This is a genomic window from Desulfosoma profundi (assembly GCF_055387865.1).
The window spans coordinates 540,822-561,117 of sequence record NZ_AP042420.1 but is presented as its reverse complement, the minus strand read 5'-3'; the positions used below and the strand labels follow the sequence as shown (position 1 = coordinate 561,117).

The following is a 20,296-nucleotide window of genomic DNA, read 5'->3' as shown; positions in this document are numbered from 1 at the left end:
TTTCTTTGCGATGAGTCCTCTCCGGGCAGTGGGATGAGCTTACACCTTGTGGTCCGAGCACCCTTCAATCATGGGGGAAACCCTGGACCCCATGTCCAGCTCCCCCTCAAGGGCCGTGAACCCCATCGCCCCACGATCCCCTGGATCAAGGCTCGCAATAGATGGGATCTCCCATCTCTTTAAAGGAAAAGTTGTAGAACACGTTGTGGCCGTTGTAGTCTAACACGCGCAAGTCATCCGTTTGATTGAGATCGCCGAGCACAATGTTGTATTGGAGCCCATATCTCTTTTTGACGGCTTCCAATGGGAGCTCTCGTGCAATGAACTTCTTGATTCCCTTGGCACTCAGCTTTTCGATGAACTTGGGATCTTGAAAAGATTCATAGCTGGTCAAAATCAAAATTGGTCCTGTTCCGGTAAAAACGATGCCGGCTTTCATAACGGTACCTCCTTGACATCAGTTGATCCATTTTGCCGCCGAGCCCCAGTGGGACCCCTTGCAGCCCCTCTTCTGAGACCGTCATGCCAGGTTTTGAGCATTGACAAGGCCGAGGATGGTGTGGAAAAGGTCGCCCGGGACGCGCGTTAACAGCGAGGGGCTTTTATTGAATTTTTAACTTGGGGTCTGACGGGCTGACAAGGGGGCGGGATGGTCCGTGGCGCATCCGTCACGGGGAACCATTTGCCATGGTGTTGCCTAGACCGCGGGCTTTCCAGGTGCGGCGGATCTTCGCCCATCAGCCGCGGAACTGCCCGCCCCTCCAAAGGCTCAGAAGGCAGCTTTTAAAAGACCGGGACAGGCCTTTGCCAAGAGGCTTGTTGCGGGGTGCCCATGTGGAATGGTTTGGAGGTTGGCATGAAACAGTACGTCATCGATCAACTCCGCGAGTCGGACTACGACCGTATTCGGGATTATCTCATGAATCATACGGAATCGGCGGCCATGGAAGGCGTCTATTACGTGGACCTTCCTGACGGCTTGTATACGGAGCTCCAGAAATCTCATGATCATTGTCAGCCGTATTATTTTGCGGTGAATCTTTCGAGGAAACAGGTCGGTTTTGAATGGCTCATTCGGAGCCGTCACACGTTGCGCTGCGCCTGTATCGGTTATGCCACGCAGGCCCAGCGGGACTATATCATTGATTACGCCGACCGGATTCTGGAACGATTGAAAATCAAGCTCTAGAACGAATACAGCCGCGTGGTTTGAGGGTGAAGCTTTTTCATGCCGGTTCGACACCGTATCTCGTGCCGACCGAACATCCATGGGATGCTCTGCGCTCCGTCCCCTTGTCAGGCCGCAAGGTGCTTGCCGTTGCAGGAAGCGGGGACATCCCGGTTTTCCTGTCTGCACACGACCCGGTGTCCCTGACCGCGGTGGATGTGTCTGTGACGGCGTGTCATCTGACAGAGCTCAAGAGGGCCGCTTACAGGCGTTTCAGCCGGTCGGAGTTTTACCGTTTTTTCTTCCACGGGTTGCCTTGGTTGGGGTTTCTTGGAAGGGATGTGGACCTTACGGCGTCACTCCGGGATTCGCGGCGTTCTGTGCTCTACGATGCTTTACGGGCTGACCTGAGTGTCGGCGCCCGACGATTTTTCGATGAGAGGATCACGCCGCACAGAGAGGAAACCAACCCTTTTTCGGACTTTTTGCGTCCGACCGACGCGCTCCACCTGGAGTGGTTGCCGGCCCTCCGCAGCAACGACGCCTACTGCCTTTGGGCCCGTGGGGCCCAAAGGGATTTTTCCATCGAACCCCGATCCCTGGAGGATTTCCTTTCCTCCACGGAACAAGACTTCCATTTGGTATATGCTTCCAACGTCTTGGAGTACGTTCGAATGGACTATGCGATGCACAGCGGCCTTCGGGCCTTTCGCACTTTCATGGAGTCTTTTTGGGAGTCCATGGACCGGGTGCTAACCGCTGGAGGTCACGCCGTCTTTTATGTCTGCCAAGGACAGGGGACAAAAACCTTCCGCGATATCCTGAAAGAACTCGCTCCACCGTGCGCCATGAGGTACAAAGAAAACCTCGTGCCGGTGACTGTTCGGCCTTCGGCGATCGCTGCGTTGGTGTGGCGCCATGTGGTGGTCTTCTTCCAGAAACTTAGGAGCGGGGGGCGGGGTGCTTCATGAGTCGAAACCGCCAAGAGCTGATGATGGAAGCTTTCGTCGGCGAAGCACGGGCTTACTTCCGGCTGCTTTCCTTCGCCGAAAGGGCGGATGAAGAAGGCTATCCGCAAATCGCCCGGCTGTTTCGCGCCATCGCGGAAGCGGAACGCGTTCATGCCCGGAATCATGCCTCGCTGTTGGATGAGGTGCGATCTACGGAGGAGAACCTTCAGGCGGCGTTCCGGTCGGAGTCCTTTGTCAATGAGGTGGCCTACCCGGAGCTTCTCAAGGAGGCGTGGGCTTTGGACGACAAGGCTGCCATTTGGGTTCTCACGTCCGCAAGAAATGCTGAAGAGCGCCATGCCCGTCTTTACAAGATGGCTTTGCAGGATATGATCGCAGACCGCATGGCCGTCTATTTCGTGTGCGGAAACTGTGGCTGGGTGGCCGACGGCGCAGCACCGGACAAGTGCCCCAATTGCGGAAAATCGTCGGAAATGTTTCGTGAAGTGCCGTAAAAGGGGGCGGCTCCGGCCGGCACGCCCGAGCCCGCAAGAGATCATCAAGGACGTCTGACGGACTCGACGTGATCACCGGGATCAACTCCAGTTGACGAATGCGCAGAAAGGAAGATCAAAACACGATGAATGCATTTCGACCGGGAGATTTGGTGCTGCTCACCTCGCAGAAAGGAAAGACGTGGCTCGTCCGGGCCGGCTTTGGATCCTTCTCGTCCCATCTGGGAAACGTGGATCTTCAGGACGTGGTCGGTCGTGAAGAGGGGGAATACCTGGAGACCAATCAAGGCGCCAAAGTCTTCCTGTTTCGACCGTCCCTCGGCGACTACGTCCACAAGCTGAAGCGGCGCACCCAGGTCATCTATCCCAAAGACATCGGAGCGTTCTTAGTCTATGGCGATATCCGCCCCGGGGATGTGGTCCTGGAATCCGGAGTGGGATCGGGAGCCCTCACCTTGGCGTTGCTTCGGGCCGTCGGGCCGTCAGGGCGGGTGATCTCTGTGGAAATCCGTCCGGAATTTGCGCAACTGGCCAGGAAAAACATCGAGGTTTTTTTCGGGCGTAGTCCCGAACATCACATCTTGGTCGTGGGTGACGTCACGGCTTTGCCCCTGACAATTCCAGTGGACCGGGTGGTGCTGGACCTTCCCGAACCGTGGAACGCTGTGGAAGCCGTCTCCATGTGCCTTCGCACTGGGGGGCTTCTCATTTCCCTCAGCCCTCAGGTGGGGCAGGTCCAGATGATATGCCAAGAATTGAAGCGGTGCGGTTACGCCAATGTGACCACCTTTGAGCTGCTCAAGCGCAACTGGAAGATTGACCCTCGTCGTGCCCGACCTGAAGACCGTATGATCGGCCATACGGGTTTTATCACCGTGGCAAAGAAGATTGCCTGCACGTCTGAAGAGGTGCCGTGGATCCGGGATCCTGAGGCTCCCGTCCCAAAGTAGGGACCGGGCACCCCGAACAGCCGGAACAGTGCAAACTTTCCCCTCGAAATGTCTTTCGGAAATGGCGTACGACGATGAGGAGACCGACACCGACGCAAACGCCCACTACGAGATGCTGCCACATTGTGGATTCTCCTTCCGATCTTTGGGCATCAGCCCAAGCCCAGCAATCGACCTCCTTGATACACCACCGTGGCGACGACGAAAGCCACCACCGTGTTGAAAACCATGGAAAACAGCCCCCATTTCCAGGATCCCGACTCTTTAATGATGCAGGTGACGGTCACAAAACAGGGGGAATACAGCATGATGAAGACCATGGCGGTGAAGGCGACCAAGGGATTCCAGTGGGGATCCTGTCGCAGCCGTTCGGTCAAGCTCAGGCTTTCCTCCGCGTCCAACTCCCCTAAAGAGTAGGCCGTTCCCATAGTGGAAATGATCACTTCCTTGGCCGCGAATCCACCGAGCAAGGCCACATTGGTCCGCCAATCGAATCCGCACCACCGGGTGACCTTTTCCAGAGCGGTTCCCAACCTTCCCGCAATAGAACCCCTCAGTGCTGCAGCGGCTTCCTGCCGGTCGATCTCGACGAGTTTCTGGGCGGCATCCTGGAGATGATCCGGCAATGGGCCTTTTCCCGCCGATTCCAGGGTGGCGCGCTCCTGCGCCGTCAGGGTACCCAGTACAGCGTCACGAGCCGCCGCAAAACCGTCTTTTTCCTCAGGGGACAAGCCCGGATATGTCATCAGGGCCCAGAGGATCACGGAAATGGCGACGATGACCGTACCGGCCTTCCGGATATACTGCCAAATGCGTTCCCATGTGTGGATCATGAGCCCCTTGAAGGTAGGGATGCGATACGGCGGTAACTCCAAAAGGAACGGACTGCTCGGCCCTCGAAGGATGGTCATCCGGATGATTTTCGCCAACACCAACGCAAAAACCCAGGCCAAAAGGGTGAGAACAAAGAGCATCCTGGCCCGATTTTCCGTAAAAAAGGCGGCAATGAGCATGGCCAGTACAGGTACTTTGGCTCCGCAGTTCATGAAAGGAGCGGTGAGAATCGTCGCCAGCCTTTCCCGGGAGGTGCGAAGGGTACGGGTGGCCATCACACCGGGAACGGCGCATCCCCCGGCAATGCCGCCGGAAATGATAAACGCCATGAAAGAACTGCCGTGGAGCCCGAAGACCCTAAAGACGCGGTCCAGCATGTAGGCGGCTCGGGCGAGATATCCCGTGTCCTCCAGGAAAGCGATGGCAAGGAACATGAAAAAAATGAGCGGGACAAAACCCATTACCCCGCCGACGCCGTCGATGATGCCGGAAACGATCAAGGATCGCACCGGTCCTTCGGGGAGGACGTGTTCCGCCCATCGACTCAAGGCCGCAAAAGCCGCCTCGAACCAACGCACAGGCAGCTCGCTGTACGTGAAGGTGAATTCATAGACGGCGTAAAGCACTCCGATCATGACGATCGGACCGAAGAAGCGGTTGGTGAGGACGCGATCGATCTGATCTGAAAGATGCAAGCGGTTGCCCTTGACGCGTTGTTCCACCACTCCGTCTTTGAGAAGCGCGGCAATGAATCCGTACCGATGATCGGCGATGATCGCCTCGGGATAGCTATCCAACGTTTTCTGGATGTGTTCCGCAAGCTTGCCGGCCATGGCTTCCAGGGTTTTCGAGATCTCGGCGTCCTTTTCTCGACCCTTGCTTTTGACCTGCTCGTCTTCTTCCAGGTATTTCAGGGCCGTCCAGCGAGCTGGGTAAAGGTTTGTCAGAAAGCCGCTCTCTTGGATGATCTTCTCCATCTCGCGCAGGACAGGATCCACATCGGGACCGTAAGAGATGTGCAACGGCTCCCAACGTCGGCCGGACTGGGCCGTTTCCAGAGCCGCCTCAATGAGATTTTCCTTGCCCTCCCCGCGCCGAGCCACCGTGGGCACCACAGGCACACCGAGCCTTCTGGCGAGTTCATCCGCGTGGATACGCACCCCGCGCCCTTCGGCCACGTCGATCATGTTGAGCGCCACCACAAGAGGGACGCCGAGTTCCAGGAGTTGCAACGTCAGGTACAAATTCCGATCCAGGTTGGAGGCATCCACGATGTTGATGACGACTTCCGGACGTTCATGAACGAGAAAATCCCGCGCCACAAGCTCCTCGAGAGAATACGCCGTCAGAGAATATGTCCCCGGCAGATCCACCAGTCGGATCTGACGCCCGTTCAGGGCATAGTGCCCTTCTTTTTTTTCCACAGTGATCCCCGGATAGTTCCCCACATGCTGTCGAGCTCCCGTGATGGCATTAAATAGAGTGGTCTTGCCGCAATTGGGGTTTCCCGCCAGGGCAAACAGGTGTTCTCGGATTTCCCGCGACGTTTGACTCATGGTGAGTCCTCCACATCCACCAAAATGTAATCCGCCTCATTATTGCGTAAGGTCAGGGTAAATTGCCGCACACGCACGGCGACGGGGTCCTTGAGCGGCGCGCGACCTTGGACTTGGATAGGCGTCCCCGGAACGAGTCCCATATCCCGGATGCGACGCCCCAATTCGCCGGTGGCTGTCACTTTGGCAATGACGCCGCTTTGCCTGGCTTCCATGTGTCTCAAGAGGACTGTGGGCATTGGTGGGTCCTTTTTTAGGGATGACTAACTTTTTAGGGCGTAAAAGAGCGGCCCGAAGGCCGCTTTTCATGATTGCCGAAACATCTAAGGATGTCAGATGGTCACGCCGAATGACCACACACGTAAATCTTATTGCTCACTCCGGCTCCGAGACTCAGGGTGCTTCCGTGAACTTTGATGAGGCACGGGCAATTACAACCGGCGCACAAGACTTCCACTTCCGCTCCCGGATAGATTCCCAATGCCGCCATGCGCGCGCAAAGGTGCCGTCCGCCATCGATCCGGCGCACCAACAGTTTCGTTCCCGAGGGAGCTTGGGAAAGAGGAATAGCGGAGTTTGCACACAGTTCACCATTTGGGCACGGAGATACACAACGCTTCATGGGCCACCACCTCATTGCCGCTCCTTTCCAACAAGACGACTATTAGGTAAGCCAAACTTTCTTGGCTGTCAAGGGAAATACTGCAGGTCCGTGGGTTGCTCTCGGTATCGTTGGTGCGCATAATGGGGCGGATCTTTCAGGATGCGCGTTGGCATGTCAGGACGGGCGGTCCGTCACGATGGAGATGATCATGAATTCATGGGAACCGATGCCCTCAAACGCCAAAGAGCAGTCTTTTTACGCCAAGTTGTGCACCGCCGTGGAGGAAGGCCATTGGGCAGAGGTGCAGAGGCTCTTGAAAGCTTTCGGCTTCCGCCCGGCGTCGGAAATCCCTGTGGAATCGGCCGAACTCGTCCTGGATCTCCTCTTTTGGAAAAGTTTTTTTGAACCCCACAGGCAGGGAAACTTTTCGGACTCCGATCTTTGGACTCACAAGCTACAAAAGCTGTTGGCCGTTGTTCCCCGTTTTTTGGAGGAAAAGACTTACCCCTTGGCCTCGATCGTGGCCTTGGTTTGTCCCATGCCACGGTCTTTCCGAAAGGGGGCTTCCCGGCGGGCGTGGAAGAAGCATTTTCGCCGTTTACGCCGACTGGTGCCGCAAGGTAAATATCCATTGGCGGAAACCGACGTCCGCTGTAGGGCTTTTACAGCGGGCGCTTTGCTCACGTTTCGGGACGCTGCAGCACTCTGGCGCCCCGCCTTCGGAAATAGGCTTCTGGGTTTTCGCCGCGGTCGTGTTCTCCGAATCGGTCGATTGTTGTACGCCTATCGGTCACAGGCAAGGGCCGGAGTCCGGTCGAAGGACCGGCCCAAAGCTCCTCGGGCCGGCAGGGCTTACGGGGAAGTCCGAAGGCCGGAAAGGATCGGGAACACTGCCTGGGGAACTTTGGGACACCGCGGGGGTCGTTTCCTGAATGCGCTCATCGAAGCGACCGCGGTCGAACTCGTCGCGGTGCGTCGCTTGGCGACGGCGGTGAGCTTCGGGCGGCGACGCGTGGTCTTGAGCCTCCATAACGCTTCGGCGGCCGCGTGCAGCGGCTGGGCCTTTGAAACGGTGGAGTGCTGGAGCCGTGACGAGCCGTGTGCCTTGGCTTTCCTCAGAGAAATCAGTAAAGAACTGGCCGGTTCGCGCGTTCCACCGGGCTGTGGGCTGCGGGGAGACCGCGTGGATCAGCTGTGGCAGGCGTGGCAGGAGCGGCTCGTCCGTCCGAAGGCGGTCCATGTGCTGTGGGAAGCCAGGGCTCGGGAGGGGTTGGGGGCCCATGAGACGTTTCACGATGCCGTCGAAAGCTTCCATGAGCTTTTCTCGGAATCCTATGTAGATCGGCTCATCCACGACGCGCCTTTCGCGTGGACAGGATGGTTGAGTCCTCATCAACAGCTTCACTGGCGCGCTCTTCTTCATTGGTGGAAAGAAAGGAAACGCTTGTGGCATCGAGGTTTTCTATGTCTGAAGACATTTCTCGCCCATGCCCAGGCATGGATGGATGCCGGTCGGATAGACGCGTTCGTGATTCCGTGGATTGACAAATTCTTCATCTCTTCTCGGCGGGAGCAGGATTGGGCCTACCTCGCCATGCTCCTGGAGTGGCTTCGAGAAGAAAATCTTTCTCCCATCATCCTTTTGTGGGAAGACACGACACGTGCCCACGCCCCCAGCCTCGCCACGACCTTGAGGAAATACTGGTCCCCGGATGCCTTTACTGGGTTCGGCGTGTTTGGAGACGGCCGATGGACACGGCAGGATGCCGAAGGTATTCTGCCATCCACGGCCAAGCCGGATCGGCTCTATGTGCTCAGACCATTGGATGACACTCACAGCCCTCGATCTGTGGAGGCGGTTCTTTGCGGGGTTCTCAACGCGGATGAATTTTTCACCCCTTATGATTCATCGTGGAAAGACGGGGCTTATGCCTTTTATGCGGGCACCCAAATCGAGCCCTTAACATCCATCGCCACGGAACCCGACACCGTCCCGGCATGGGTCGTCACAGGGGGCGTGCGCAGACCCTTGGGATGGTTTTTTCGACGGGCACTTCAGCAAAGGGTTCTGGAGAGGGATGGTGGAGAGTTTTCTCGGCATGGGTGGGTGCGCTTTTACACGAGGTTCGCCAACCTGCTGTGAGAGATGGCTGGAAAAAGGAATTGACTTTATTTTCAAATAGTTCTAACCGTTATGGGACGTTCGGCACCCATAACACGACAGCTGCAAGATGAAAAACAACAATTTTCAAAAAGCTCGAGACAAGATGGTGGACACCCAGCTGGTCACTCGAGGCATTTATGACCCTCGAGTTTTGGACGTCATGCGCAAGGTGCCGAGACATCTTTTCGTCAGTGAAGCTTTGCAATCTCAGGCCTATGCCGACCATCCCCTGCCCATTGGGGACAAACAGACGATCAGTCAGCCTTATATCGTGGCGCTCATGACCGAAGCCCTTCAGCTCAAGGGCCATGAAAAGGTTCTGGAGATTGGGACCGGCTCTGGGTATCAAACGGCGATTCTGGCGGAATTGGCCGATAAAGTTTACAGCATCGAGCGGTTGCCGAGCCTGCTTCACAAGGCCCGCCACATTTTGGAAAAGCTGGGTTACCGCAACGTGGTGCTCAAGGTGGGGGACGGCACGATGGGTTGGCCGGAGGAAGCCCCGTTTGATGCCATATTGGTCTCCGCCGGCGCGCCCAAGGTCCCGCAGCCCTTGGTGGATCAGTTGGCCATGGGAGGTCGGCTCGTGCTCCCGGTGGGCGACCGGTTGAGCCAGGATCTGGTGCTCGTAGAACGGATTCCAGAGGGGATCCGCAAGAGCAGTCTTGGTGGATGTCGTTTTGTGGATCTCATCGGCAAGTGGGGCTGGGAAGAATAGGAAGCTGGGGCACGGCATGAACAGCGAAAAGACGGAGGGGCGGGACGCAGCCGAGATCCTGAAAGAGAACCAGCGGCTGCGGGAGGAACTGGAAAAGCTGATCCACACGGCGGCTGCCAACGAAAAAATTTGGCGGCATATGGTGGACATCGAACGGGTGCTGTTCCGGACACGCGACTTCGATCGGCTGGCTTCCGAGCTCCTCGAGGAAATCCGCTCTCGTTTTCACGTGGACGGGGTGGCGCTGATTCTTACGCATCCGGACATTGTGGATCGGTTTTTCCCTCAGCTCTTGAACGGGGAAGAGGGACGGGTCCTGGGCAACGGAAGAGGGACGTGCATCCTGGCGATCAACGAAGAGGAGTCCCAACGGAAACTATTGGAAAGCGGGTCGGCCCCGCAGCTCATGCAAGGGGAAGACGCCCTGCGGGCCATGTTCAGCCGATGGCCTCAGTTCCCGGAAGGATTTTCGCCCATTGGCTCGGCGGCGCTCGTCCCCTTACGGGTGCACGACCTTTCTTACGGCTTTTTGCTCTTGGTTTGTGCGGATCCCACCCACTATCGCCCGGGGGACGGAACGGAACTGTTGGAACAAATGGGAGTCAAGATCGCTCTGTGCATGGACAACTGCCTGGCCTATGAACGGGTCAAGGATTTGTCCGACCGAGACGGACCCACGGGACTCTTGAATTTCTTCCAAATCCACAATGTGTTGGAGCGGGAGTTCCGGCGGGCCCGGCGGCGTGGCGTATCTCTGTCCGTGCTTGCCGTGGACCTCGAGTTTGTGGACGAAGCCGCCGAACACGAGGACATGGTCGATCCCGTACTCCGGCATGTGGGGGAATTGCTGCGCAGGACTTTTCCTGACGGGGATGGATTTATCGGCCGTTACGGGAGCGTCGAATTTCTCGTCGTGTGCCCGTACGCCGATGAAAAGGAAGCTCGGGTATTGGCCGTGAACCTCCATGAGCTCATCCGGCGATCACCGTTGAGGCACGGGCGTACGGTCATCCTCATCAACCCCCGCATCGGCACGGCGACGCTCACCGGCGCCATGCGCAAGCCCTATGAGCTGCTCGACGCCGCTCAGAAAGCGCTGTGTCTCCTGAAAACCTCCCAAGTGCCCCCGCGGGCTTCGGCTGATTTCGAAAATCATGCATCACCGGGCGAACCTTGAGCGTGCGGCCGTTTACAATTCCGGAGGCATGGCCCGGAGGTCCGTGCCGGAAAAGACGGGTCCGTCCACACAAACGTAGGTGCCACCGATGTTGCACCGGCCGCACAAACCGATCCCGCATTTCATGCGGCGCTCCAGGGTCGTGTAGATCTGGCCGTCCTCGTATCCCAGTTCCTTCAAGCCCGCCAGAACGAATTTGATCATGATGGGAGGGCCGCAGGTGATGGCCACGCGGTTGTAGGGATTCGGAGCTTCTTCCGCCAAAACCGTCGGGACGAACCCCACACGCTCCTGCCATCCGGGGAACTCTTTATCCACGGTAAGGACAAGATTCACGCCCGCCGCGCGCCATTGGTCGAATTCATACCGGTAGCACAGGTCTTCAGGCGATCTGGCGCCGTAAATCACGGTGATATCGCCGAAATCTGTCCGGTTGTCGATCATCGTGAGGAGCAGGGTCCGTAGCGGCGCCATTCCAATCCCGCCGCCGATAAAGAGGATATCCCGACCCTTGAAACCGGCGTAAGGAAAACTGTTTCCCAGAGGGGCGCGCACCCCGATGGGATCGCCTTCGTTTAATTGGTGGAGCGCCCGGGTCACTTCCCCCGTGCGCATGACACTGAACTGGAGGAACTCTTTGCGGGTCGGCGGAGAATTGATGACGAACGTGGCCTCTCCCACGCCGAAAACCGAGAGTTGTCCCACTTGTCCCGGCTGGAAGGAAAAACCCGCCGTGGCCGAGGGGTCATCCAGGACGATGCGGAAGGTGCGGATGGTTGGGGTTTCCTGGATGATTTGCCGAATCACGGCTTTTTGAGGGAGGTATGGGTTGGCGTTGAGCGTAGCCTTAGGCATGAATGTCCTCCGAATAAGCCATCTCGCGGATGATGGCGCGAATATCCATGGCCGCAGGGCAGTGACGGAGGCAGCGGCCACAGCCGCAGCAGGCGATTCGGCCGTGTTTTGCGGGAAAATAGCTGAACTTATGCCCGACGCGGTTTCGAAACCGTTCGGCTTTTGAAGGTCGAGGGTTATGGCCGCTGGCTTCTTGGGTGAAATGGGAAAACATGCAAGAGTCCCAAGACCGCAGCCGTTCGCCCCGCAGGCCGTCGCTTTCGTCCGTCATGGTGAAACAGGAACACGTGGGACACACGAAGGTGCACGCCCCGCAGCTCAGGCACCGTTCGGTTTGCATTCTCCAGAAAGCGGCATCCGAGAAGCGTTCCGAAAAGCGCCGGGCGCTTTCGGTCAGTGACTTGTCGCCCACAAGCATCTGCCGAGCCGATTTGCGGACCCTCTGGGCCTCTTCTTGCTCCAATGCCGACGCAGGACGCCCGACCCCCTGGAAGAGCTTTTCCCCTTTTTCGCTCAGAACATGGAGCACGTAGCCGTCGTGGACAGGGATCATCTGCGCGTCGCTCCCTTCGGTGTCTGCCGGGTGACTGCCCACCGCGGAACAGAAGCACGCGGCATCGGCGTCGAGGCACACCATCGACACCACCACAGTTTTTTCGCGACGGGCCTGATAATAAGGATCGACGGCAGGGCCATGAAGAAAGGCGGCATCAAGGACAAGCAGTCCTCGAACGTCACACGGACGGCACCCCAGCAGGACGGTGTCCGGCGCATGACGAATGTCCTCGATGGTCAGCGTGGCGGGGACCATCGGTGATTCCCCTTTATCCTTTTGAAATCTCAGTAGAGTCTCCGCTTGAGGAAAAACCACCCCTTTGGCCGATAGCGTAGGCAGACGGCGGAAATCGGGGACGGAGTCGGACCGGAACGGCCGAAAAGCGACAATGTGTGGAGCGTTGGGGTCCGGCCCGGGCACCCAGACGGTGGCCTTTTGCGCCACGCGCTCAAGCAGAGGGCTGAAGTCCAAATGAGAAACAAACAATGCGTTTTTCATAGAGGTTTCGGGCTCCATCCGTGACGCTCGACAGGCATTCAGATTCCGGAGACCGCTGGGTCATAGGTGAGCAGCGGCGGTCGGGACGAAAGATCGGTGCCGGACTCGTAATGCCAAAGGTCCATGGCGATTTCCGCCGTTTTCTCCTTGAGGAGACCGATGGGAATCCTCATGGGGCACACCCTTTCACATTCCCCGCATTCGGCGCATCGCCCCGCAAGGTGCAGGGTGTGGATCATGTGGAAGAGAAATTTTTCCCGGATTTCGTCCTTTTGGGTGACCCATTTGGGCGTGCGGGACTCGGCGAGGCACTGATCCTGGCACACACACAAGGGACAGGCGTTCCGGCAGGCGTAGCAACGCAGGCACCGTGAAAGTTCCCTCTCCCAGAAGGCTTTTCTCGCCTCCAGAGGTTGGGTTTCCACGGCCCGCACATGGGCGAAAGGATCCTCAAGCGGAATCTTCTGTACAAGGTCTCCCACCATGACGTCGGACAGCACGGGGTTTGGATACCGGCAGCGGCGGCAGCGCCGCGCTAAGACCTGTTCCACAGGGATGCGTTCCACACCTTCGGTCGAGCTGAGTTCCACCATGCCGTCCGCCGAAAAGCCGACATGGGTGATCGGCCCGGGGACGGTTCTCGCCGATGCCAAGGCGTCCGGATCGATGGTGCCGTTACAAGGCAGGCCGACCACCAGGAGACGATCCCGATCGAGGAGACCTTCCTGAATCAGGGCCACCAAGGACCGACTGTCGCATCCCTTGACGCACACGGCGATTCTCTTGGCCCCGTAGATGGCCTTTTGCGGCGGTTTGGCCAAGTATCCACAAAGATTCGGTGCGCACAGCGGATTCCAGATCAGGCGGGATAGGTCGTCTCGCTTTCGGACAAAAGCGGGCATCACGCGCAGCGGCTCGTAAGCCGCCTGCCAGCCGAGGACCAGATCGACCTCCTCCCACAGCGATTCCACCACCGTTGCCAATGTGTTCATTGTGTCCTCGAAACGTCTCCAGTTGAAGAATGCGCCCACCCGTGCTGCGTCGGGTCGGCCCCGTCGGTGCTGGACTTTGAGCCCACGTGGCCCTCACCGTGCCCTGATTGGGTGGAGTACCCGTGGTTGCGGCATGAACGGGGCCGGCTCTTGAGGAGCGGCTCACACGGCGGAAACGAGGGGGCCGATCCACGCCTCAAGGGGGCACATCATACGGTTCATCGTTCAACGGCCAACATCCTTGGCCCGGATAAGGCGCCGTTCCGAGCCCAAGTCCTGGGGATATCCAACAAAATGATTCATTGTCCCTTCGGTGTCTTCGTGATTTCCGATGCCCGGATTGGGGCCCAGCTCTTCGATGACGGCAGAAAACCCCGTGACGACCTGTTGCCAGCGCTGGCCTTCAGAAGCCGAAACCCAGGTGTAGCGGAAGCGTCTCGGATCAATGCCGATAAAAGGCAGGAATCGGCCGACCATCTCCAGCCGGCGTCGGGCGTAAAAGTTCCCAACGGCATAATGGCAATCCTTGGGATGACAGCCCGACACCAAAACCCCATCGGCCCCGTGGACGAAGGCCTTAACGATGAACATCGGGTCCATGCGCCCCGTGCAGGGGATCCGGATAATGCGCAACAATGCCGGCTGGCGGAATCGGCAGACCCCGGCGGTATCCGCCCCACCGTAGGAACACCAATTGCAAAGGAAACCCACGATTTTCAACGATGCCTGCAGATGGTCTCTCACGTCTTTTGCGCCGTCACGCACACAACGCCTCCAATTCGGCGAGGATTTGATCGTCGGTAAAGTGTCTGAGCTGCACGGCCTTGGGCGGGCAGGTCGCGTTGCATAGGCCACAGCCCTGGCAGACCGTGTCCAAGACCTGGGCCTTCATTGTGCCATCCCGGAGCGTTTTCATCTGAATCGCTCCGAACGGACAAACAGCAAGACATTTGCCGCACCCGATGCACTGCTTTTCCAGCACTTGGGCCGTCTGGGGGTCGGTGGCAATGGTGTCCCTGGCGAACAGAGCCAAGACCTTGGCTGCCGCTGCGCTGCCTTGAGCCACCGAGGCGGGAATGTCCTTTGGTCCTTGACACGCTCCGGCAAGGTAGATACCGGCGGTGTTGGTTTCCACAGGCTTCAGTTTGGGATGACCTTCCATGAAAAAGCCGTGAGTGTCATAGGAGATACGAAGTTTTTCCGCCAGTTCCCGGGCGCCTCGGGACGGTTCGATGCCGGTGGCCAAAACCACCAGGTCGGCTTCCACCTCCACTTGAGCCCCCAAAAGTGTGTCCGCCCCTTGCACCACCAGCCGATCCCCTCGGGGGTACACCTTGCCGACCCGCCCTCGAATGTACTGGACGCCGTATTCCTCCATGGCTCGCCGGACGAATTCGTCGTAACTTTTCCCGGGAGCCCGGATGTCCATGTAGAAGACATAGCAGCGGGCTCCGGGCAGGTGCTCCTTGGCCAAAATGGCCTGTTTGGCGATAACCATGCAGCACACGCCCGAGCAGTACGGCCTGCCCACGGACTTGTCCCGTGATCCCACACAAGCAATGAAAACAATGTCCCGAGGTTCCCGGCCGTCTGACGGCCTTCGGATATGGCCGCCGTAGGGGCCCGAAGCACTGAGAGCTCGTTCGAACTGCATCGTCGTGATCACGTCCGGGTACCGCCCGGCACCGTATTCCCCGTATGCCGCAGGATTGAAGAGATCGTAGCCCGTGGCCACGATGACGGCGCCGACGTTTTCCACCACGTGCTGATCTTCCATATCGAAACGGACAGCCCCCACCGGGCAGATTTTCTGGCACACGCGACACTTGCCTGTGGCGAAGTACCGACACGCTTCCTTCACAATGTGCGCTTTTTTCGGGATAGCTTGGGGAAAAGGAATGCGGATGGCCGGTGCCGTCCCCAGCCCTTCGTTGAAGCCATCGGGGTTTTTCTTGGACGGGCATTTCTCCATGCACACACCGCACCCGGTACATGCGTTCCAGTCCACATAAGTGGCCCTTCGACGCAGGGTGACCGAAAAATTGCCGATGGTGCCGCTGAGGGACTCCACCTCCGTGCCGGCATACAAAGTAATGTTTTCCTTTTGCGCCACGTCCACCATCTTGGGCCCCAGGATGCACGAGGAACAGTCGATGGTGGGAAAGGTCTTATCGAGCTTCGCCATTTTGCCACCGATGCTCGCCTCCCGTTCCACCAGGACGACGTCGAGGCCGGCGTCGGCGCAATCCAAGGCGGCCTGGATGCCTGCGACACCCCCGCCGATGATCATGACCCGTTTGGTGATAGGGACCTGGGAACTCAGCAAAGGTTCGTTACGGCGGACCTTGGCCACGGCCATGCGGACCAATTCGACGGCCTTCTGGGTGTTCACGGCTTTGTCCATGCCGATCCAGGAGACATGTTCCCGAATGTTGGCCATCTCGAGCATGTAGCGGTTCAGGCCCGCTTTCTCCACGGCTCGCCGAAAGGTGATTTCGTGCATGCGGGGGGAGCAGGCCGCCACGACCACCGCTTGGAGGCCGAGGCGGTGGATGGCGTCTGTGATTTCCTGCTGACCTGGTTCAGAACACGTGTAGAGCAGTTCCGTGGCGTAGACCACGTCGGGAAATGTCACCGCATGGGCGGCCACGTCCTGGGTGTTCACGGTTCCGGCAATGTTTGTTCCACAGCGGCAGACAAAGACACCAATGCGCATGAGCATTTCCTCAACTGTGCATGATGGACGGCTCGAGGGTGCACCCGGAGTCTCCGATTTTTCGCGAAGGCAGGATGTCGTCTGCGGAAACCACCAGTTTTTCGAGTCCTAGGGCTTTTGCCGGAAGTCCCAAGGCCCAACCGATGACCTGGGAGAGATAGAGGACCGGCAGGTGGAATCGGGAGCCTGAAGCTTTTTCCGCCTGGGCCTGCCTCAGGTCCAGATTCTGCTGGCACAAAGGGCAGGCGACGACGATGGCGCGTGCCCCGATGCGTTGCGCCATGTCCAAAATGCGAGCCGAAAGGCGGGCGACGATGTCGGTTCGGGTGATTCCTGATGTGGCACCGCAGCATTCCGTCTTGAACGGAAAATCCGGCACCGTGCACCCGACGGCCTCCAAAAGTCGGTCCATGGAAACCGGGTTTTCCGGGTCATCGAACTGTGCCGTGGCGTGAGGCCGGGTGAGAAGGCAACCGTAATAGGCGGCCACAGGAAGCCCGTCAAACGGGAAGCGGACCAAGCGGGCGAGAGTTTCCGGACCCACCTTCTCTATAAGGAGTTGGAGCACGGAAACGGCTCTCACGGTGCCGGCGTAAGGACGCCCCAGAGCCTCTTGAAAGGCTTCGGGCATGACCTCATGGGTCTTGATGGCGCCTTTGAGGGCCTTGAGGCAGCCGGGGCAGGGCGTCATGACGGTGTCAAGCCGGGCTTCCTGAGCCAACAGAAGGTTGCGGCCCGCCAGGGTCGCCGAAAGCATGGGATTGTAGAGGGAAGCCGGTGAGGAGCCGCAACAGTTCCAGTCGTCCAGTTCGACGAGTTGCACGCCCAAGGCGTTGCAAACCGCCCGAGTGGAAACGTCGTATTCCGCAGCCAAACCTTCCAACGAACAGCCGGGATAGTACGCCACAGGGTCGCTCATGAGTTCTCGCCACCTGCACACAAGAAAGGGTTGTTAGAGAGCGTCCGAAAAGCGCTTTACAAGGGTCGCCACATCCCTGCGGCCTCCGATCCGATGAGGCATAAAGCCGAGCTTTCCTCTTTTGAGAAGCTGCGGAACCAGATCCATGTCGGCCAGGACGGACCCTGAGCGCACCTTATAAGCGGCAACGAGGCCGGTTTCGAAGACCCGCCCGAAGAGAGCGACTGACCGCAGGAACTCGTCGGCAAACTTCTTGGTGTTTTTGTCCGCCGCACAGCCGGCTTCCAGCGCCATGGTCCGTAGGGTCGCCATGACCCGAGCCACATCGAGGGTGCACGGGCATCGCACCGTGCAGGCCTGACACTGGCCGCAGAGCCAGATGGCCCGGGAGCGGAGCACGGTCTCCCTTTGCCCCAACTGAATGAGACGCATGATCTGATTGACGGGGAAATCGTAGTCGCCCGTAAAGGCACAGCTGGCCGTGCAATTTCCACATTGATAACAAAGAGAAATTTTCTGGCTGCAACGCTCTTCCACGCAGCCCATAAAATCGGGGTCGCCCTGAGTCTGGATTCTGAGGAAGTTTTGCCCGTTTTTCATGACCGTCTTTGCTCTCAGCGACTGCTTCCTTCGTAGCCGAATTCGATGAGGAGCTGCTGGTATTCGTATTTGACACGCTGGTACATGCGCGCGTTTTCGATGGCCATGGCACATTGCTGAGCGATGGCGGCGGCGAACTGAATTTCAAGATCATGAAATGGGGGGCGTTCCCCGGTGAGGATACGCAGCACCCCAATCACCTTGCCGCGAACCTGCAGCGGGATGGAGAGAATCTTCCGGATGCCTTCCTCGATGACCTCGCTCCGATACTGGATGCGGGGGTCTGTGTAGACATCCTCGATGACGACGATCCGACCCGCCATGTTTTCGGCGATACTCTTGGCCGCATCTACCGGCCCTTTTTCAGAAACCGTTCGCTGAGGCCGTAGGCTTGAGCCAAGTACAAAGTGTTGGACTTCGTGTCCAAGAGGCGCACGGTGGTGCCCAAAACGCCCATGACTTGAGTGATCTTGGTGACCACCAATTCCAAGACTTTGTTGATGTTCAGCGTGGAATTGATGGCGTTGGAGATTTCCTGGAAACTGCTGAGGTAACGTCGTTCCCGTTCGATCAAGCTTTCCAGTTTACGCTCCCAGGCCAAGGCGACAATGCCCCGACCGGCGAGCGCTTCCGCAAACTGGATTTCTTCTTTGCTGAATTTTCGGGGTTCAGCGGCACACAAGGCCAACATTCCCGCCGGCTGCTGTTCCACCTCCAGGGGGATGACGGCCACGGCCCGGATCCCTTCCAGGAGCATGGCTTCAAAATCGCCGCTGTCGTTATGCGATCGAACATCGTCGATTTGCAGCACCTGAGGCGGGACGGAGGCGCACAGGCTGCCCTCCCGCGGTTTGGAAAACAGGAAGTTTTCACTCAGGCCGAAGCCGGCCACCAGTTCCAGACGTGATCGGTTCCTGTCGTAGGCCTTGATTACGGCTCCTTTGATGGCGAGGGATTCCGTAAGGCGCCGGGCGATGAGGTTCATGACGTCGGCGGAGTCTACGCCGTCGCACAGCGCGCGGCTGACTTCGGCAAAGGGCTTAAGAATGTGGGCGACATCCATAGCGGTCTTCCTTTTTCTCCACGGCCTGAGCGCGCGGGAAGAAAAAGCCCCTCGAGACCCTGTCGAGAGGCTTTCTGAATGAATCACCATTCACTGCAGGGGCAGTAATCTAGCCAAGGGTGGCGGGGGCTGTCAATCCCTTTAACGAGGCATGAGGTTATGTCACACAAAGGCCGGCGGACGAAGCCCGGAAGCGCAGTTTCTTGGGCGCGCGGTTGGAGTCAACGCGCCGTGCAATGGCCGAAAAAGGCGCACGCCCAAGATCCAAAAACTTTTTAACATGCCATACAAATATGAGTTGGTCTGGCAGTCAGAGCTGGGTTAGCAGGGTGGTGTGAGCCCAGGGAATGCTCAGCCGCGGGGGGGCGACCCAGGGGCTATGGATTTCGGAACCGTGGACATCTGTTGGGACCCGCAGCCGATGAGAGACGGCCTTCAGGATCGCCTCTCCCTTACACACTTGTGGACAAAACAAAAGGAGAACAACATGCACAAACGCACCCAAGATTTGTGGAAGCCGATCCTGTGCGGCATTGTTTTGCTCGGCTGCATCTTCTCTCAACCGACAATGTCCGGCGCTTTCGACATTTCCATTCAGGCGTCGCCCAGCACCCTCAACATCCAGAGTATGGGCGAGGTCGTGACGGTGCACACGAGCATTGCCTACAGCAGCGTCATTGGAGGGTCGGTGACCCTGAACGGTATTCCCATTAGTTGGTGGAAGGCGGACAATCAGGGGAACTTCGTGGCCAAGTTCGAAATGGGGGAAGTGAAAGCCCTGGCCGATACCGGGGATCTCCAAGTCCCCGGTGAAAACATGCTGACCCTCATCGGCCAAACCAAAGACGGCGCGACGTTCACGGGTGAGACCACAATTACGGTCATTGACGTTCAACCCGTCGGAGGCGGCAAGAGATAAAAGAGGTTTTTCCCGGATCGTCGGCTCAAAGACGTCATCGTGCTCCCACATGGAGCAGGACTCAGCGCACGTGGGCCGTCGGAGGGGCGGACCTGACCCTCGCGGAGGGCACCAAAGGTACGCCATGCCTCGGAGCCAATGTGCTCCCAATAGTGTATTGAGAGAGCGATTTTTCATCGCCCCCTTCACCGGACGGGCCTCATCGATGCTTTTCTCCTCGGAAGAGTGGGCACCTTTTTCCACGAGTTTTCGATGTCCGTCATCTCGGTCGTTCCCGACCTTCAATCCCTTAACGGGGACGCTCCGGCCCGACTGCACGGACCGGAGAAGCCGGTCCCCCAGTCCCCGGCACGAGGACAGACACCCATTAAAAGAGATGGATGGAACTTAGGCTGACATCCTGGAGCCGGGGATCGCACTTGTTGGAGAATGTCCCGCCACTCCCTTACATTTCAGAAATTAAAAACTTTAGCCTCCGCCGCCAAACTGATGAGCAAAGATCCACTCTCCAATGCCATGTTGGGGTAAAACTTCGACTCGTC

Annotated in this window: 22 protein-coding genes; 8 read left to right on the top strand and 14 right to left on the bottom strand. The window is 58.2% G+C overall.

Annotation, left to right across the window (positions count from 1 at the left end):
* Positions 1-145 precede the first annotated feature (145 nt).
* Positions 146-439, bottom strand: coding sequence for a hypothetical protein (locus ACZ5K9_RS02480; protein WP_464272839.1), 294 nt, complete (start codon positions 437-439; stop codon positions 146-148).
* 417 nt (positions 440-856) lie between these two features.
* On the opposite strand from ACZ5K9_RS02480, the gene ACZ5K9_RS02475 reads away from it, so the two are divergent.
* From ACZ5K9_RS02475 to ACZ5K9_RS02460, 4 genes are all read left to right on the top strand, one after another.
* Positions 857-1,189: a hypothetical protein gene (locus tag ACZ5K9_RS02475; RefSeq protein ID WP_464272838.1), complete on the top strand. Its 333-nt coding sequence runs from the start codon at positions 857-859 to the stop codon at positions 1,187-1,189.
* A 26-nt stretch (positions 1,190-1,215) separates the two neighbouring features.
* Entirely contained in the window at positions 1,216-2,139 is a 924-nt protein-coding gene (locus tag ACZ5K9_RS02470) for a DUF3419 family protein (RefSeq protein WP_464272837.1), read from the top strand.
* Positions 2,136-2,633 carry a rubrerythrin family protein gene (locus tag ACZ5K9_RS02465; protein WP_464272836.1) on the top strand — a complete coding sequence of 166 codons (498 nt, stop codon included), beginning with the start codon at positions 2,136-2,138 and terminating at the stop codon, positions 2,631-2,633. The genes ACZ5K9_RS02470 and ACZ5K9_RS02465 overlap by 4 nt, the downstream gene beginning before the upstream one ends.
* Positions 2,634-2,758: 125 nt before the next feature.
* On the top strand, positions 2,759-3,583 hold the full coding sequence (locus tag ACZ5K9_RS02460; protein WP_464272835.1) for a tRNA (adenine-N1)-methyltransferase: 825 nt from the start codon (positions 2,759-2,761) through the stop codon (positions 3,581-3,583).
* A 152-nt stretch (positions 3,584-3,735) separates the two neighbouring features.
* Here the strand turns inward: ACZ5K9_RS02460 and feoB are convergent, their stop codons facing one another.
* The 4 genes from feoB to ACZ5K9_RS02440 all read right to left on the bottom strand — a co-directional run bounded on the left by feoB (position 3,736) and on the right by ACZ5K9_RS02440 (position 6,716).
* Positions 3,736-5,973, bottom strand: a complete 2,238-nt coding sequence (gene feoB, locus ACZ5K9_RS02455) for a ferrous iron transport protein B (protein ID WP_464272834.1) — start codon at positions 5,971-5,973, stop codon at positions 3,736-3,738.
* Positions 5,970-6,212, bottom strand: a complete 243-nt coding sequence (locus ACZ5K9_RS02450) for a FeoA family protein (protein ID WP_464272833.1) — start codon at positions 6,210-6,212, stop codon at positions 5,970-5,972. Before ACZ5K9_RS02450 ends, feoB begins: the two co-directional genes overlap by 4 nt.
* Positions 6,213-6,313: 101 nt before the next feature.
* Positions 6,314-6,595, bottom strand: a complete 282-nt coding sequence (locus ACZ5K9_RS02445) for a FeoA family protein (RefSeq protein ID WP_464272832.1) — start codon at positions 6,593-6,595, stop codon at positions 6,314-6,316.
* Complete coding sequence (locus ACZ5K9_RS02440) at positions 6,561-6,716, bottom strand: hypothetical protein (RefSeq protein ID WP_464273992.1); 156 nt, start codon at positions 6,714-6,716, stop codon at positions 6,561-6,563. Before ACZ5K9_RS02440 ends, ACZ5K9_RS02445 begins: the two co-directional genes overlap by 35 nt.
* 69 nt (positions 6,717-6,785) lie before the next feature.
* Here ACZ5K9_RS02440 and ACZ5K9_RS02435 point away from each other — a divergent pair, with 69 nt between their 5' ends.
* The 3 genes from ACZ5K9_RS02435 (at position 6,786) to ACZ5K9_RS02425 (ending at position 10,636) form a co-directional block, all read left to right on the top strand.
* On the top strand, positions 6,786-8,720 hold the full coding sequence (locus ACZ5K9_RS02435; protein WP_464272831.1) for a hypothetical protein: 1,935 nt from the start codon (positions 6,786-6,788) through the stop codon (positions 8,718-8,720).
* Positions 8,721-8,808: 88 nt separating this feature from the next.
* The gene (locus ACZ5K9_RS02430; protein ID WP_464272830.1) at positions 8,809-9,459 is read left to right on the top strand and encodes a protein-L-isoaspartate(D-aspartate) O-methyltransferase; all 651 of its coding nucleotides are present in this window, start codon (positions 8,809-8,811) and stop codon (positions 9,457-9,459) included.
* A gap of 16 nt (positions 9,460-9,475) precedes the next feature.
* A complete protein-coding gene (locus ACZ5K9_RS02425; protein WP_464272829.1) occupies positions 9,476-10,636 on the top strand; it encodes a DUF484 family protein in 1,161 nt (386 codons plus the stop codon).
* A 12-nt stretch (positions 10,637-10,648) separates the two neighbouring features.
* Here ACZ5K9_RS02425 and ACZ5K9_RS02420 read toward each other — a convergent pair whose 3' ends face one another.
* From ACZ5K9_RS02420 to ACZ5K9_RS02380, 9 genes are all read right to left on the bottom strand, one after another.
* Entirely contained in the window at positions 10,649-11,491 is an 843-nt protein-coding gene (locus ACZ5K9_RS02420) for an FAD/NAD(P)-binding protein (protein ID WP_464272828.1), read from the bottom strand.
* Entirely contained in the window at positions 11,484-12,545 is a 1,062-nt protein-coding gene (locus ACZ5K9_RS02415; RefSeq protein WP_464272827.1) for a 4Fe-4S dicluster domain-containing protein, read from the bottom strand. Before ACZ5K9_RS02415 ends, ACZ5K9_RS02420 begins: the two co-directional genes overlap by 8 nt.
* Before the next feature lie 38 nt (positions 12,546-12,583).
* Positions 12,584-13,537 (bottom strand): Coenzyme F420 hydrogenase/dehydrogenase, beta subunit C-terminal domain, encoded by a 954-nt coding sequence (locus tag ACZ5K9_RS02410; RefSeq protein ID WP_464272826.1) that lies wholly within the window; start codon positions 13,535-13,537, stop codon positions 12,584-12,586.
* Between the two features lie 225 nt (positions 13,538-13,762).
* The gene (locus ACZ5K9_RS02405) at positions 13,763-14,281 is read right to left on the bottom strand and encodes a hydrogenase iron-sulfur subunit (RefSeq protein ID WP_464272825.1); all 519 of its coding nucleotides are present in this window, start codon (positions 14,279-14,281) and stop codon (positions 13,763-13,765) included.
* Between the two features lie 13 nt (positions 14,282-14,294).
* The gene (locus ACZ5K9_RS02400; protein WP_464272824.1) at positions 14,295-16,253 is read right to left on the bottom strand and encodes a 4Fe-4S dicluster domain-containing protein; all 1,959 of its coding nucleotides are present in this window, start codon (positions 16,251-16,253) and stop codon (positions 14,295-14,297) included.
* A gap of 10 nt (positions 16,254-16,263) precedes the next feature.
* Positions 16,264-17,172 (bottom strand): CoB--CoM heterodisulfide reductase iron-sulfur subunit B family protein, encoded by a 909-nt coding sequence (locus ACZ5K9_RS02395; RefSeq protein ID WP_464272823.1) that lies wholly within the window; start codon positions 17,170-17,172, stop codon positions 16,264-16,266.
* Positions 17,173-17,205: 33 nt separating this feature from the next.
* On the bottom strand, positions 17,206-17,772 hold the full coding sequence (locus tag ACZ5K9_RS02390) for a 4Fe-4S dicluster domain-containing protein (RefSeq protein WP_464272822.1): 567 nt from the start codon (positions 17,770-17,772) through the stop codon (positions 17,206-17,208).
* A 14-nt stretch (positions 17,773-17,786) separates the two neighbouring features.
* A complete protein-coding gene (locus ACZ5K9_RS02385) occupies positions 17,787-18,095 on the bottom strand; it encodes a GAF domain-containing protein (protein ID WP_464272821.1) in 309 nt (102 codons plus the stop codon).
* Positions 18,096-18,121: 26 nt separating this feature from the next.
* Positions 18,122-18,835 carry a GAF domain-containing protein gene (locus ACZ5K9_RS02380; RefSeq protein ID WP_464272820.1) on the bottom strand — a complete coding sequence of 238 codons (714 nt, stop codon included), beginning with the start codon at positions 18,833-18,835 and terminating at the stop codon, positions 18,122-18,124.
* Positions 18,836-19,322: 487 nt separating this feature from the next.
* On the opposite strand from ACZ5K9_RS02380, the gene ACZ5K9_RS02375 reads away from it, so the two are divergent.
* Positions 19,323-19,754, top strand: a complete 432-nt coding sequence (locus tag ACZ5K9_RS02375; protein WP_464272819.1) for a hypothetical protein — start codon at positions 19,323-19,325, stop codon at positions 19,752-19,754.
* Positions 19,755-20,296: the final 542 nt, after the last annotated feature.

Coding starts and splice junctions, on each gene's coding strand:
- ACZ5K9_RS02480 (WP_464272839.1), bottom strand. CDS start 439: ATGAAAGCCGGCATCGTTTTTACCGGAACAGGACCAATTTTGATTTTG.
- ACZ5K9_RS02475 (WP_464272838.1), top strand. CDS start 857: ATGAAACAGTACGTCATCGATCAACTCCGCGAGTCGGACTACGACCGT.
- ACZ5K9_RS02465 (WP_464272836.1), top strand. CDS start 2,136: ATGAGTCGAAACCGCCAAGAGCTGATGATGGAAGCTTTCGTCGGCGAA.
- ACZ5K9_RS02460 (WP_464272835.1), top strand. CDS start 2,759: ATGAATGCATTTCGACCGGGAGATTTGGTGCTGCTCACCTCGCAGAAA.
- feoB (WP_464272834.1), bottom strand. CDS start 5,973: ATGAGTCAAACGTCGCGGGAAATCCGAGAACACCTGTTTGCCCTGGCG.
- ACZ5K9_RS02450 (WP_464272833.1), bottom strand. CDS start 6,212: ATGCCCACAGTCCTCTTGAGACACATGGAAGCCAGGCAAAGCGGCGTC.
- ACZ5K9_RS02445 (WP_464272832.1), bottom strand. CDS start 6,595: ATGAAGCGTTGTGTATCTCCGTGCCCAAATGGTGAACTGTGTGCAAAC.
- ACZ5K9_RS02440 (WP_464273992.1), bottom strand. CDS start 6,716: ATGCGCACCAACGATACCGAGAGCAACCCACGGACCTGCAGTATTTCC.
- ACZ5K9_RS02435 (WP_464272831.1), top strand. CDS start 6,786: ATGAATTCATGGGAACCGATGCCCTCAAACGCCAAAGAGCAGTCTTTT.
- ACZ5K9_RS02430 (WP_464272830.1), top strand. CDS start 8,809: ATGAAAAACAACAATTTTCAAAAAGCTCGAGACAAGATGGTGGACACC.
- ACZ5K9_RS02425 (WP_464272829.1), top strand. CDS start 9,476: ATGAACAGCGAAAAGACGGAGGGGCGGGACGCAGCCGAGATCCTGAAA.
- ACZ5K9_RS02420 (WP_464272828.1), bottom strand. CDS start 11,491: ATGCCTAAGGCTACGCTCAACGCCAACCCATACCTCCCTCAAAAAGCC.
- ACZ5K9_RS02415 (WP_464272827.1), bottom strand. CDS start 12,545: ATGAAAAACGCATTGTTTGTTTCTCATTTGGACTTCAGCCCTCTGCTT.
- ACZ5K9_RS02410 (WP_464272826.1), bottom strand. CDS start 13,537: ATGAACACATTGGCAACGGTGGTGGAATCGCTGTGGGAGGAGGTCGAT.
- ACZ5K9_RS02400 (WP_464272824.1), bottom strand. CDS start 16,253: ATGCGCATTGGTGTCTTTGTCTGCCGCTGTGGAACAAACATTGCCGGA.
- ACZ5K9_RS02395 (WP_464272823.1), bottom strand. CDS start 17,172: ATGAGCGACCCTGTGGCGTACTATCCCGGCTGTTCGTTGGAAGGTTTG.
- ACZ5K9_RS02390 (WP_464272822.1), bottom strand. CDS start 17,772: ATGAAAAACGGGCAAAACTTCCTCAGAATCCAGACTCAGGGCGACCCC.
- ACZ5K9_RS02385 (WP_464272821.1), bottom strand. CDS start 18,095: ATGGCGGGTCGGATCGTCGTCATCGAGGATGTCTACACAGACCCCCGC.
- ACZ5K9_RS02380 (WP_464272820.1), bottom strand. CDS start 18,835: ATGGATGTCGCCCACATTCTTAAGCCCTTTGCCGAAGTCAGCCGCGCG.
- ACZ5K9_RS02375 (WP_464272819.1), top strand. CDS start 19,323: ATGCACAAACGCACCCAAGATTTGTGGAAGCCGATCCTGTGCGGCATT.